The sequence below is a fragment of the Paenibacillus sp. 7523-1 genome (assembly GCF_002276415.1).
Taxonomy (GTDB): Bacteria; Bacillota; Bacilli; order Paenibacillales; family Paenibacillaceae; genus Paenibacillus; species Paenibacillus illinoisensis_A.
Genome location: NZ_NPBR01000025.1, coordinates 88817 through 102604 on the forward strand (window position 1 = coordinate 88817; position 13788 = coordinate 102604).

10 protein-coding genes are annotated in these 13788 nt (G+C 46.7%); all 10 read left to right on the forward strand.

Features of this window, described 5'->3' with window-relative positions:
* The first annotated feature begins 22 nt into the window (after positions 1–22).
* A complete protein-coding gene (locus tag CHH60_RS25365; RefSeq protein ID WP_095361733.1) occupies positions 23–667 on the forward strand; it encodes an amino acid ABC transporter permease in 645 nt (214 codons plus the stop codon).
* A gap of 16 nt (positions 668–683) precedes the next feature.
* Positions 684–1430 (forward strand): amino acid ABC transporter ATP-binding protein, encoded by a 747-nt coding sequence (locus CHH60_RS25370; RefSeq protein WP_095361734.1) that lies wholly within the window; start codon positions 684–686, stop codon positions 1428–1430.
* A gap of 54 nt (positions 1431–1484) precedes the next feature.
* A complete protein-coding gene (locus CHH60_RS25375; RefSeq protein WP_095361735.1) occupies positions 1485–1907 on the forward strand; it encodes an OsmC family protein in 423 nt (140 codons plus the stop codon).
* A gap of 306 nt (positions 1908–2213) precedes the next feature.
* On the forward strand, positions 2214–4004 hold the full coding sequence (locus tag CHH60_RS25380) for a sensor histidine kinase (RefSeq protein ID WP_095361736.1): 1791 nt from the start codon (positions 2214–2216) through the stop codon (positions 4002–4004).
* Positions 3997–5586 carry a response regulator transcription factor gene (locus tag CHH60_RS25385; RefSeq protein ID WP_176476206.1) on the forward strand — a complete coding sequence of 530 codons (1590 nt, stop codon included), beginning with the start codon at positions 3997–3999 and terminating at the stop codon, positions 5584–5586. The genes CHH60_RS25380 and CHH60_RS25385 overlap by 8 nt, the downstream gene beginning before the upstream one ends.
* Positions 5587–5773: 187 nt before the next feature.
* Positions 5774–8656, forward strand: coding sequence for a glycoside hydrolase family 2 protein (locus CHH60_RS25390; protein ID WP_095361738.1), 2883 nt, complete (start codon positions 5774–5776; stop codon positions 8654–8656).
* 278 nt (positions 8657–8934) lie between these two features.
* Positions 8935–9918 carry an ABC transporter permease gene (locus CHH60_RS25395; protein WP_095361739.1) on the forward strand — a complete coding sequence of 328 codons (984 nt, stop codon included), beginning with the start codon at positions 8935–8937 and terminating at the stop codon, positions 9916–9918.
* 15 nt (positions 9919–9933) lie between these two features.
* Positions 9934–10836, forward strand: a complete 903-nt coding sequence (locus CHH60_RS25400) for a carbohydrate ABC transporter permease (protein ID WP_095292355.1) — start codon at positions 9934–9936, stop codon at positions 10834–10836.
* 185 nt (positions 10837–11021) lie between these two features.
* Positions 11022–12710, forward strand: a complete 1689-nt coding sequence (locus CHH60_RS25405; RefSeq protein ID WP_095361740.1) for an ABC transporter substrate-binding protein — start codon at positions 11022–11024, stop codon at positions 12708–12710.
* A gap of 382 nt (positions 12711–13092) precedes the next feature.
* Positions 13093–13788 (forward strand): extracellular solute-binding protein (locus CHH60_RS25410; RefSeq protein WP_141236987.1); only part of this gene is annotated, 696 nt, incomplete at its 3' end.

Genomic DNA, 13788 nt, shown 5'->3' on the forward strand with positions numbered 1-13788 from the left:
AAGGCGAAGGGAAGTTTGATCCATGGAACTGGTATTTGAAAATATCCCCTTCTTTTTGAAGGGGGCTTATTACACGCTTTATGTGACCATAATTTCAATGTTTTTCGCATTTTTGATCGGTGTGATTGTAGCTGTTGTCCGACTGAAAGGCCCACTCTGGCTTCGGATGATCGCACGGTTTTACGTATCCATCATGCGGGGAACCCCGCTGTTGGTGCAATTATTCGTAATCTATTATGGATTGGTCGATTATGGCGTAACCTTGGGATCGCTAACGGCAGCCTGTCTGGGGCTGAGTTTGAATGCAGGTGCGTTCCTGTCTGAGACATTCAGGGGCGCCATTCAGGCTGTGCCGAAGGGGCAGACAGAAGCGGCTTATGCAACGGGAATGACTCCTTTTCAGACGATGAGACGGATTGTATTCCCTCAGGCAGTACGCATTGCCATTCCACCGATGGGCAACACCTTTATTGGTATGCTGAAGGAAACATCACTGGTGGCAACCATCGGTGTAACGGAGCTGCTGCGTTCAGCACAGTTACTGGTATCCCAATATGCGTTGAATATGCCGTTTTATCTGGCCATCGGTGTGATGTACTGGATTATGAGTATCGGCTTCTCGGCCATTCTGGAACAAGTGGAGCGCCGGTTGGCCCGGGCTTACTGATGGAGGGAGAGAACCGATGATTACAACAACTGGACTGAAGAAACATTTTGGAAATCATGAAGTACTTACGAATATTGACCTGCACGTGAATGAAAAAGATATCGTAGTCCTGCTAGGACCAAGTGGTTCCGGCAAAAGCACGCTGCTTCGCTGTTTGAATGGACTTGAAGAACTGTCCGGCGGAAAGATCGAAGTGAACGGCATTATCGTGGACAGCAATGATCCGCTGCGAGTTCAGCGCTCACGAGTGCTTGAGATCCGCCGTCAGACTGGTATGGTGTTTCAGCAATTCAACCTGTACCCTCACAAAACAGTACTGGGAAATGTGATGGAAGGCCTCGTGACGGTTAAGAAAATCAAGCGCGACGAAGCGGCCGAACGCGGACGTATTCTGCTGGATCGTGTAGGATTGTCGGACAAGGAGGATGCTTACCCATCCCGCTTGTCAGGTGGACAACAGCAGAGAGTTGCGATCGCTCGTGCACTTGCCATGGAACCGAAAGTGATGCTGTTCGATGAGCCGACTTCAGCCCTTGACCCGGAACTTGTAGGCGAGGTTCTTTCGGTCATGAAGGAGCTGGCACAGGAAGGCATGACGATGCTGGTGGTCACGCATGAATTGAAATTTGCCCGGAATGTGGCCAATAAGATCGTATTTATGGCAGATGGTTCGATCGTGGAAGAAGCCAGTCCACAGGCATTTTTTGAACATCCGGAACAGGAACGAACACGAAGATTTTTGCAGCAAATTACTGAATTCTAAGTCTTCAGAGATATGTGCAGATTGTAAACTATTCTAAGAAAGAAGGATAACAACATGAATGTAACAACCGTATGGAAAGGCAAACGCGCGTTTACTTCCGAAGGACCCTCTGGTTATGCTGTAGGCATGGATGCCACGGCTGCTTATGGTGGTGACAGCAAGGGTGCTACACCGATGGAACTGTTGCTTGCAGGTCTTGGAGGGTGCATGGGGATCGATATTACGATGATTTTGGATGCCTTCCTGGACAAAATCACCGGAATTGAGATTGAAGCTCAGGGTACACGCAGTGAAGGGATGCCCAGAGGTTTTACATCCATTGACCTGATCTTCAAAGTCGACGGAGATATCCCGGATTATCGTATCTGGAAAGCCATCCAAATGGCTGAAGAAAAATACTGCGCTGTATCGGCTTCGTTGAGCGCGGATATTCATCCTAAACTGATTCTGAATGGGGTAGAGACACCCCGTCCTTAATTGATCAATAGCTTCAGCAAAAGGGTCTTGCGTTCATATCGCCATCTATTCGCGATGCAGCATATCTGCAAGCCCGGCCGCCATGCCCATGGCGGCCTTTTTATTGTTTTTGTAACACGAATACATCAATTGGTCACTGCAATTGAGCGGGAATGTATGCTAATCTAAGGGAATAATTGCCGAGATCACAAACCTGGAAATATAAGAGGTTATACGGGTTGTATGGTATGATAAGTGGAAATGCAGGAACTGATTGATCTTGCCATTTATATGTAAGCGCTTATATAGACAACGGAAGGTGCAGATATGTTAAGAAGGTTTATACGTGTATCGAACAATCTCAAATTGAAGCATAAACTGCTGATTTCCTATGTACTTGTCGTCATGATTCCGGTTCTGATCATAGGTCTTGCCGTGACCGGATATTTCCGGCAGCAGGCACTGGATAATGCGATCGGGCAGACAATCAACAACGTGGACAAGATCAAGAGCCAGACAGCCACATTACTGCGTGTGCCGACGGATATTTCCGATATTCTGATGTTCAATAACGAACTGAAGGAGATTGTGAACAAACGCTATTCCAGCGTAATGGAACTCACTTCTGCTTATTTGGCCTATAAGGATTTCCAGGAATACAAGCGACAATACCGTGAGGTGGCAGGCATTCGTTTTTATTCCGATAACCCCACCCTGATCAATAATCTGGAGTTTATCCCGTTGAACGAGCAGACGAAGCAAAGCTATTGGTATCAAAAAGCGCTGTTATCGACGAACACGGGATGGTTCTACATTCCGGACAAGGAAGATAATCCGGTTCACAAACTCAGCCTGGTGCGCAAAGTGCCTTTCCCTGAATATCGCACCGAGGGCGTACTGCTGATTGAAATCAATCAGGATGAGCTCAACGAATTGCTTCGACAGGAACCCTTTGAAACACTGATTGCAGATGAGCAGGGTTATGTTGTGGCTGCCAAAAATACGGATCTGGTGGGCAAAACGCTGGACGAGCTGGATTTTGGCGTCGATTTACAGAATCAGGCCAAGGGAACCCTGGAAGCTGATTTTCAGGGAGAGCCGTCCAATATTGTTATTGATGAGCTGCGCCCTGTGTCGAGTATGAACAGCTTGAAGGTGATCTCTGTCTTCGAGACCAAAGATATCGTCAAGGATGCCAATAAGATCAGTCTGATCGGTATGCTCTTTATCTCCCTTGTCTTAATCATTGCCCTCTTACTTGTATATATTATTTCATTCCTTACTTCGAACAGGCTGCTTCGTCTTAGCAAGCATCTGAACAAGCTGGCCCTTGGGGATCTGAATGTGACGTCCAGAATCGACGGAGACGATGAAATTGGACAATTATCGAGACAATTCAATTACATGGTTAAAAGCATAAACGAACTAATGACTCAGGTCGTTGAAACGACCGAGCAGAACAACCAATTGGAAATCGCGCAGAAAGAGATTAAACTGAAAATGATGGCGAGTCAGATTAATCCTCACTTTTTGTTTAACGCCCTGGAGTCCATTCGCATGAAAGCTCATATCAAAGGGGAGGCCGAGATTGCGAATATCGTCAGACTGCTCGGCAAACTGATGCGCAAGAGCCTTGAAATCGGGAGTGGCAAAACGACCCTCCAGGCCGAGCTCGAGATGGTTAGCTCCTACCTGGAGATACAGAAATTCCGCTACGGGGATCGGCTTGCCTTTCAGATTCATATCGATCCCGGAGCAGAGAAAATATACATTCCGCCTTTGATCGTTCAACCTCTGGTGGAGAACGCCATTGTGCATGGATTGGAGAATAAAGAGGGAACGGTCCATGTCAATGTAGATATTCGTCTGGTCAATGATGTGGTACAGGTTCGCGTCAATGATGATGGTGCCGGTATTACACCGGAGCGTCTTGCAGAGGTTATGCAATTTATCCGCGGACCGGAGGAGCAAGAGAAGAGCCGGATTGGGCTGCGCAATGTGCATCAACGGTTAACGCTGACATACGGTGAACCGTACGGATTACAGATTACGAGTGTGTATGGGGAAGGAACAGAGATTGTTTTTGAATTACCTTCAGGAGGGGAACCGCATGTATAAAGTATTTTTGGTGGATGACGAACCGAGCATACGCGAAGGACTGACAACGATCATAGATTGGGCCGAGTATGGATTTGAGGTGATTGCTACCGCAGCCAGTGGACGGGAGGCCATTACTCGATTTGATGAGCTTAAACCGGATCTGACCATTATCGATATCCGTATGCCGGGCATGACTGGATTGGACGTAATCGAAGAGGTGCGGAAACAACATCCGGGATCACATTTTCTCATTCTGAGTGGGTATGCCGATTTTGATTATGCCAAGAAAGCAATCAGCTTCGGTGTGGATGGGTACTTGCTCAAGCCTGTGGATGAAGAGGAGATCATCGGTGAGCTTCAGCGTATTGCTGCAGTGCTTACACGTGAGCAGGAAGCACTGGCACGTCATGCAGGTGAAGATACGGCATATCGGGAGCATCAGATCGAGGCACTTCTGTTTGATAATCTGGAAGGCGTCGGTCCCATCGAAGAGGATGCCCTTGGGTTGAAGTGGCCGCAATATCAGGTTGTGCTGTTAGAGATGCATACCGCACCTGATGTGCAGCGTGGAGGTGTAGTTAAACGCAAACTGGCAGAGGCCTTTGATCAAAAGGATCGGGGAATCGTCTTCTCTTATCATTCGGGTCTTGCCTTATTGTGCAAGGATCCAATCACATCAGCTTCATCTGCCGAGCATTTATATGATGAGCTGAAGCGGCTCCTCGGTGAATGGAACATTACGATGTACGGGGCAGCAGGTGAACCGGCCCATACCACTTCCGAAATTGTCAGATCCTATAAACAGGCGAACGGACTGCTGGCAGAACGTTTTCTATTTACCGAACAACGCATTATGTTGTGGAATGAAGAGCTTGCCGCTGAAGGAACAGCTGCTTTCATGATCGGCGAAGATGAAAGCGACGAGCCTGAAGAATCGGAACTGGCAGACAAGCTGTATTATGCACTCGACATACGCAGTATGGAATCTGTAATTCGGGTGCTGGGTGAGATCGAGGAGCGAATTGTCCCTTACCACCGGACAGAGCAGGCAATCAAAACAGCGTTCTCTCAGGTATTCTCCATGGCTATCAACAAACTGGCTGCCTCGAACCAGCATATGCAGTCGATTATGCAGGAACATTCTGTCTTGATTAACGAAGTATATCATCAATTAACGGTATCTGATCTGAAGGCAATGGCAGAAGGCCATCTAAGCCGTCTTATTCAACGTATGGGCGGTGGCAGTAAAGATACGGCACTAAAACAAATGATCGATTTTATTCGGCGTAATCCCGGGGAGAATCTCAAGCTGGAGGTTCTAGCTGAGGTGTTTAACTATAACAGCAGTTATCTGGGCAAGCTGTTCAAGAACCACACAGGGGAGTATTTCAACGCATTCCTGGACAAGGTTCGGATGGAAAAAGCGAAAGAACTGCTTGATGAAGGGTTAAAGGTTCATCAGGTCGCTGCAAGAGTAGGGTATGCTAACGTGGATTATTTTCACGGCAAATTCAAGAAATATGTAGGAGAGTCTCCTTCCGCGTACAAACATGCCAGATCCCAATCTAAAGATCAGCCTGAAGAGCCTGACGGCGTATAGTCCAGGTAAAATAGCTTTGCTTTTATATGTTAATTTTCTTTTCTTATGATATAAAACGTTTTCGATACTGCTTCATGTCTTATTTGCATCATGATATAGTCCATCGTCTTCCTTATATAAACAATGGTGACTTCCATTGGTACGTCTTAAACTGGAAGTATCTAATTCCGGACAAGGAGACAATCAGATGAGACCATCGGATATACAAGCTGTTCGCCATACGTTTGACCTGAAGGGGACCTGGAAGTTCTGTCTCGAAACAGACCTTGCCAATGGCGGGAGACCGCCAATTTCTGATGAATCCGTATGGGGAACGATTCAGGTTCCAGGTTCCTGGGAAGAGCAGGGGTATGGAAACGAGCCGGATTATCACAGGATGGATACATGGACCAAAATACGTGAATACGAGGGTACTGCCTGGTACTCGACCATAGTAGATCTTCCAGTGTCAGAGCCGGACTGCGAGTATGTATTGAGACTTGAGGGAGTCAGATGGACAACAGATCTCTGGGTAAATGGACATCATGCCGGACAGCGTGACAGTCTGCTTGTGGCGCACGAATGGGACATTACATCCCTAATCCATTCCGAAGGGCAAAACCAGCTGGAATTGCGTGTGGACAATACGATGAAGCTGTCTTTGGCTGGAAGTCATATTCATTCCATCCATACGGCTACAGCGTGGGGCGGAATTACAGGCGGAGCCTATCTGGATCAGCTACCGTCTTCCCGAATCAAGCAATTGTATATCCAGCCTGACGCCGAGAACGGGATCGTAACGATCCGATATGATGTAAGCGCTAGCGAGTCACCCCTAACCAGTACATGTCAACTTCATGTGGATTTTAGGCACCCTGATGGAAGCTGGCTTCCGAGGCAGACCCGCACCATTGCTTCAATGTCTCTTCCGAATGAGGACCAACAATTTGAAGGGAGTTATGGCACGGAGCAGTGGGATCTTGATCTTGGCCAGGAAAAGGACATTGCCCTGTGGTCGGATAGATCTCCGAGGTTATATCAGGTCGTTGTCTCCTTGCAGGATGAGGGACGAGAGCTGGATCGGGTGGAACGTGCATTCGGCATGCGTTCGTTCAGAGCGAATGGAAAAAAGCTTGAGTTAAACAGTGTGCCTGTATTTTTGCGCGGATACGTGGATTGTTGCATTTTCCCTTTAACGGGTTATCCGGTCTGGGACAAGCAGCATTATGTACAGCAGTTCCGTACGGCAAAGTCTTACGGATTCAATCATGTACGTCTGCATGGCTGGAGTGCGCCACGGCCGTTCTGGGAGGCTGCAGATGAAGAAGGCATGCTTGTCCAGGCGGAACTTCCACATTGGTCACGGTGGTTTGAGAATCGTGACGTGAAGGCACCGGCAGAGATCAGGCTATTTTTAACCCGGGAATTAAAAGGATTATTACATTCCTTGCACACACATCCTTCCTTTGTCATGTTTTCGTTGGGAAATGAACTGATTGGGCCTAACGGACATCCTGAATTGAATGATTTGGTAGAACTCGCTCGTTCACTTGACCCCACACGGTTATATACGGATAATACGGGCTTTGGTCAGCTGCCGGCTCAAGGCCGAAATGCAGACTTTTATATTCAGTCATTGAACTGGCATCCTCCACTGGAATCCGAGCTGTCTGCCGTACCGGACACCACGCTGGATTACCATGATGTCACCCGGCTTACAAATAATCCGGTCGTTGGGCATGAACATGCACAGTTCACCATGTACGTACGCCCTCAGGAGCGGGAGAAGTACACAGGCGTCCTGCGCCCAAGCTGGTTGGAGTCCATTGAAGAGTCCATTGGACGCAGAGGCCTGGCAGATGATGTGGAAGATTTTCAGCACGCAAGTGGCATACATCTGATGCGGTCCTTAAAGGAAGCAATGGAGCGAGTTCGCCGCACACCAGATGCAGCGGGCATACAGCTGCTTGATATCCGGGACTTTCCTGGACAAGGACATGCGACCACGGGAGTTCTGGACGTGTTTTGGGAGAGCAAGGGAATAGTGGAACCAGCAGCATTCAAGCAGTTTAACGAAAGCATTGTGCTCTTGCTGGGTAGCAGACAGCGGACCTACTATGCTGGTGAACCCATCCATATTGAAGCCAGCATATCTCATTATGGAGAGAAGCCGATTGTAGATGCCTCAATCCATTGGAAGCTAATCCGTAATCATATCATTGAGGATGAGGGTGAATGGGCACATGGAGATATCAGCTGTGGCTCTGTTGTTTCGCTTGGGCGTCTAACCATACAGGCACCTAAGCATGGGGCTGCTGCCTTTGTCATTGAAGCTGAGATCAGATCAGGCCATTCGGAGCTCGTTGCAGACAACGTCTGGCACGGTTGGTCTTTTCCGCATTATCATCCTCACGACCGATCTCATCGGATCTGCAATTGCGTGGGTGAGCTGCAACCATTTTTACTGGATTCCCACCATCGTCAGGTGGACCATCTGGATGGGAAAGACTTGATCAGCCAAAGTCAGATAGACTTGGTAATCATCTCTTCACTTACGCCTAATGTACTTGATTATCTGATGAATGGTGGCCATGTCTGGCTTCAGGCCAAACCGAATGAACTATATGATGCTGTAGACACCAAGTATCTGCCTGTATTCTGGAATTATCTCATGTTTGCAACACAGTCTGGAGCAACAATGGGAATGAATTTGCAGGAAAAGGTACCTTTGCTGGGCCGTTTCCCACATGATCAGGCTTCGGATTGGCATTGGTACCACCTGGTGAATGGTACTCCTGCGATATGCCTTGATTCGCTGCATGGAGTACGTCCCTCTATTGAAGTAATTGATCATTTTCACAGAGCCAAACGATTGGCATATGCTTTTGAGGCCAGAGTGGGGCGGGGGAAACTGCTAGTATCGTCTTTGCCGTTTGTCAATGTTTCCATGATGAAGCGTCCTGAAGCGGCCTTCCTGTTTCAGGAGATGATCGGGTACTTGTTGGGAGATCAATTCGACCCTGTTGCCACGATATCTACGGCTGAATTGCTTGGCATCGTCAAGCTGCAGACCATTCAGTTCACATTATGAATGAGAGGACCTGACCAGGTCCTTTTTCTATTCTCTAAAAATGAAGGTAAACGATTTCTATAAAACGTTTTCGGTATTTAGCATTTTAGATTATATCTACCTTTTTATGGCGTAAATTGTAGATGAAAGGCTTTAAAATACCTGATTTTGAGCAGATAATGTCGAATTCTGTGGGGGGATATCTAATTTTTATATGATTTTCTCTAAAATCCAGATGGTATTTTGAAAACGCTCTATCAGTTATGATGGATCTATAAAACAGAGGAGGGGGAACGGAGATGGAAACGCTAACAAAAAAATCCGCTTCCGCGAAAAGAAGCAGTAACCCCAAGCCGCCAACGAACAAACGGCGGAACGGAATTTGGGATAGCATCAAGCAGCAGAAGTATCTCTATCTCATGTCACTGCCATTCGTAGTTTGGGTTTTTGTATTTAACTATCTGCCGCTATGGGGATGGACGATGGCTTTCCAAAATTTCAAACCAGCCAGATCGTTCAGCGACCAAGAATGGGTTGGTTTTAAACACTTTGTAGAGTTGTTTAGCGATGAGCGGTTCTATCTGGTACTTCGAAATACGCTTGCAATGAGCTTAATGGGGCTGGTTGTCGGTTTTGTCGTGCCGATTTTCTTTGCAATTCTCTTGAATGAACTCAAAGGCATGTTCTTCAAACGTGCAGTGCAAACGGTATCATATCTGCCTCACTTTGTATCTTGGGTCGTAGTTGCAGGGATTATTACCAAGATGCTTTCCACCGATGGCGGGATCATCAATGACATTTTGGTAGGTCTGAACATTATCGATCAGCCAATCCAGTTCATGGCGAAGGGGAACCTGTTCTGGTACATTGTAACCGCTTCAGATATGTGGAAGGAAACCGGCTGGAATGCCATCATCTATCTGGCGGCCATTACCGGTATTGATCAGGAGCTTTACGAAGCTTCCCGAGTGGACGGTGCGAACCGCTGGAGACAGATGTGGCACATTACACTGCCAGGTATTCGGACGACAATCTCCGTACTATTCATCATGTCCATCGGACACTTGATCAGTATCGGTTTTGAGAAGCAGTTCTTGCTGCAAAACAGTCTGGTATTAGACTACTCGGAAGTTCTCGATCTCTACGCACTCAATTATGGTTTGAACATGGGACGATTCTCATACGGTACAGCAATAGGTATATTCAACTCCGTTGTCAGTATCATCCTTCTGTTTACAGCGAACGGGTTGTTTAAGAAATTCACCAAAGAAAGCATCATGTAGGGAGGGGGGAACACTATGGCGAACAAATCATTCAATGCTACACGGGGCGATAAACTGTTCGATATATTCAATATCATTGCTATGGCGCTGGTACTGATCGTGACGCTGTATCCATTCCTGAACGTGCTTGCGATCTCCTTGAATAACTCAACAGATACGGTACGTGGCGGAATTTACTTGTGGCCGCGGGAATTTACACTGGAAAACTACAAAACGATCTTCCAATATGACGGGCTGCTGCAAGGTCTGCAGGTTTCCATTATGCGTACGATTGTAGGTACACTGCTCGGTCTGATCAGTTCCTCGATGATTGCCTTTACACTGGCTCGTCCGGACTTCAAATTGAGAAAATTCGTATCCACTGCACTTGCACTTACGATGTATTTCTCCGGGGGTCTGATTCCGGTCTACATCCTGATGCGTGACCTGAACCTGATCGGTACGTTCTGGGTGTATGTATTGCCAGGCATGATCAGTGCGTTCAACGTATTCGTTATTCGTTCCTTTATTGACGGACTGCCGTATGCGCTTCAAGAATCGGCGAAACTGGACGGTGCCAATGACTTTAAGATTTATTACAAAATCATCCTGCCACTCTGTAAACCGGTTCTTGCAACGATTGCATTGTTCCTGGCAGTAGGCCAATGGAACGCATGGTTTGATACGTATCTGTACAACGGTTCCAAGGCACATCTCACAACGCTCCAGTATGAGTTGATGAAAGTACTGCAAAGTACACAGCAAGGTTCTGGTGCTGGACGGAATGCCAATGACATGGCACAGCAGATGACGCAGATTTCACCAGAGTCCATCAAGATGGCCATTACGATCGTTGTTACCGTTCCAATCCTGGTTGTATATCCATTCCTGCAAAAGTACTTTGTAGGCGGTATGACACTGGGTGCAGTAAAAGCATAATAATTAATATTATAGAGCTGCCAAAAAGAGCAGCCGTAAACTAAAAAAAGCATCAGATGCCCGAGGCGTGACCCATTGGTTTGCGCCTCACCGTATAGGGCTGCGGAGCGGCATTCATGAAGCTATAGACAGGGACAAAAAAGTCCCGGATAAGACAGACATATGAAACAGGGAGGATTACCATTATGGCAAGTTTTAAAATGAAAGGGGCACTGGCTCCTGTACTTGCGATGTCTTTGCTCGCAGGTTGTGGCGGTGGAGGAACTGGCGGCGAAACGTCGTTTAAAGACACAAGTGGTGAAACGACTCCGCTCACATTCAGCTTTTTTAGCGTCGATCCCAGTCCAAACTGGAATGGCATGAAGGATGAGGTTGGCCAGGTTATCACGGAGAAAACAGGAGTAACACTTAACGGTGAATTTGCCGTCAGCGGTGGTCAGGACAAAATATCCTTAATGGCAGCGAGCGGGGATTATCCCGATATCGTGTCACCCAAAGGAGAACTTAGCAAGCTGGTGGATGCAGGAGCAATGTTGGATCTGACAGATCTGATTGACCAGTATGCTCCCAATCTGAAGAAGCTGTATGGTAATTACATGGACCGGTTGAAATACAGTAATGAGGATCAGGCCATTTATGTGCTGCCAACGTATTACGCGGTAGACCAAAAGTACTTTGATGCAGGCGGCGGATTCGGTATTCAGCACCGTGTATTGAAAGAGCTTGGCTACCCTGAGGTGCGCACACTTGAGGATTTCGAAAATGTGCTGAAGGCATACAAAGAGAAACATCCGACGATTGATGGACAACCAACGATCCCTTTATCACTTGATGCGGATGACTGGAGAATCATGATCACGGTAACGAATCCGGCTTTCCTCGCAACAGGTGCACCGGATGACGGTGAATATTACATCAATCCGGAAACGTACGAAGCAATGCTTCACTACAAACGTCCAGAGGAAAAAGAGTACTTCCGTTGGTTGAACAAAATGTACAACGAGGGATTGCTTGATCAGGACAGCTTCGTACAAAAAACGGATCAGTATAAATCCAAAATCGCAAGTGGACGTGTACTTGGTGTAATTGACCAGGATTGGGGCTACTCCGATGCTGAAAACGCATTGAAAGCAGCAGGCAAGCCTGAAGCAACATATTCACACTTCCCGGTGACCCTGTCTGAGGACATCAAGGACCATTCCTATCAGGACACGGGATTCGTATCCGGCTGGGGTGTAGGTATTACAACGACGAATCCGGATCCGGTTCGTACGATTAAATTCTTCGATTACCTGGCTTCTGAAGAAGGTCAAGTGCTGATGAACTGGGGAATTGAAGGCCAGCACTACGAAGTGAAGGATGGCAAGCGTGTCATTCCTGCCGATGTTCTGGACCAAAAGACAAACAATGCTGCCGTATTCCAAAAAGAGACAGGGATTGGTCTCTACACGAATATGTCCGGTCACTACGGAGACGGGGTTAAAGATTCGACGGATAACTATTACACCACGAATTTCCCTGAACAGATCGTAGCAGCTTATTCCGAACCAGAGAAAGAAACACTGCAAGCATATGGTGTTACAACCTGGAAGGACTTGTACCCAAGTGAAGATGAGTTCGCGGTTAAGCCATGGGGAGCGGCTTACAATTTGCCAACGCCAGGTGACTCCGATTACAACGTTATCTTCCAAAAAACGCAGGATATTATCCGTAAACGAATCCCGGAGGCTATTCTCAGTTCCCCGGATCAGTTTGACGGCATCTACGATGCGATGATTGCAGAAGTGAACAAGGCCGGAGCAGAAAAAATGGAGCAACAATACACCGAGCTTGTCCAAAATCGCGTTAAATTGTGGAATGGTGAAGCTCAATAATTGCTTATCGTTTATCATTCATTTTTTTGAAGAGAGGAACCCAGAAACCTGGGTTCTTCTTTTTGTGCTAAAACGTTTTCCGAAAAACGTTTTCAAATTTGTGAATTCACTATTGACAAGGACTTAGAGAGCGATTATTATTCAATTATGAAAGCACTTACATCACTGGTATGACAGACATTAACGGCTTTCCCTTCAAGTCTGAAATAAAGGAATATATCAGGTTTATTAATTTTAAAAAGGTAATTATCAACTCATTTAGTAAGTGCTTTTAAAGTAATAAAAACTAAAGTTTTACATCAAGATCATTCACTTTCCGGTATGTGCAGGCCAGCCTGTTATACAATAGAAAGCTTCATTTTATCCATAAGGGGGATTACACATGAAGGGCAAAACACCAAAAACATTCGCAATGCTCCTACTCGCAAGTGCTCTTGCCATTACGGCAGGCTGTGGAGGAGGTACTACTGCTTCAGAAACACCAGAGGATACAGGGGATACAACCAGTCCAATCACGTTTACATTCTTTGGTGCAGATGCAAGTCCAAACTGGAACAATATGAAGGATGCAGTCGGCCAAGAGATTACCAAACGAACAGGTGTTACGATTGAGGCAGAGTACGATGTGAATAATGGCGGGGATCAGAAAATACCTTTGATGGCTGCCAGCGGTGATTACCCAGATATTATCTTTCCTAAAGGGAACTTATCGAAGCTTGTTGACGCAGGTGCTATGCTCGACCTTACCGATCTGATCGAAGAACATGCACCAAACCTGAAAAAAATCTATGGCGATCAGATGAATCGTTTGAAATACAGTCTCGAAGATCAAGCCATTTATGCAATTCCGACGAACATGGGCGTAGATAACGTTTCATTTGATGCTGGTGGCGGATTTGAGATTCAACAAAAGGTTCTAAAAGAGCTTGGATATCCAGAAGTAAGAACGCTTGAGGATTACGAAAACGTATTAAGAACCTACTATGAGAAACATCCAACGATTGACGGTCAGCCAACCATTCCGCTCACATTGAATGCGGATGACTGGAAGATCATGATTACGGTAACGAACCCGGCA

What these genes read in the sequence shown, in the direction of transcription:
- CHH60_RS25380 (WP_095361736.1), top strand. Translation starts at nt 2,214, where the DNA reads ATGTTAAGAAGGTTTATACGTGTATCGAACAATCTCAAATTGAAGCAT.
- CHH60_RS25385 (WP_176476206.1), top strand. Translation starts at nt 3,997, where the DNA reads ATGTATAAAGTATTTTTGGTGGATGACGAACCGAGCATACGCGAAGGA.
- CHH60_RS25390 (WP_095361738.1), top strand. Translation starts at nt 5,774, where the DNA reads ATGAGACCATCGGATATACAAGCTGTTCGCCATACGTTTGACCTGAAG.
- CHH60_RS25405 (WP_095361740.1), top strand. Translation starts at nt 11,022, where the DNA reads ATGGCAAGTTTTAAAATGAAAGGGGCACTGGCTCCTGTACTTGCGATG.
- CHH60_RS25365 (WP_095361733.1), top strand. Translation starts at nt 23, where the DNA reads ATGGAACTGGTATTTGAAAATATCCCCTTCTTTTTGAAGGGGGCTTAT.
- CHH60_RS25395 (WP_095361739.1), top strand. Translation starts at nt 8,935, where the DNA reads ATGGAAACGCTAACAAAAAAATCCGCTTCCGCGAAAAGAAGCAGTAAC.
- CHH60_RS25370 (WP_095361734.1), top strand. Translation starts at nt 684, where the DNA reads ATGATTACAACAACTGGACTGAAGAAACATTTTGGAAATCATGAAGTA.
- CHH60_RS25375 (WP_095361735.1), top strand. Translation starts at nt 1,485, where the DNA reads ATGAATGTAACAACCGTATGGAAAGGCAAACGCGCGTTTACTTCCGAA.
- CHH60_RS25400 (WP_095292355.1), top strand. Translation starts at nt 9,934, where the DNA reads ATGGCGAACAAATCATTCAATGCTACACGGGGCGATAAACTGTTCGAT.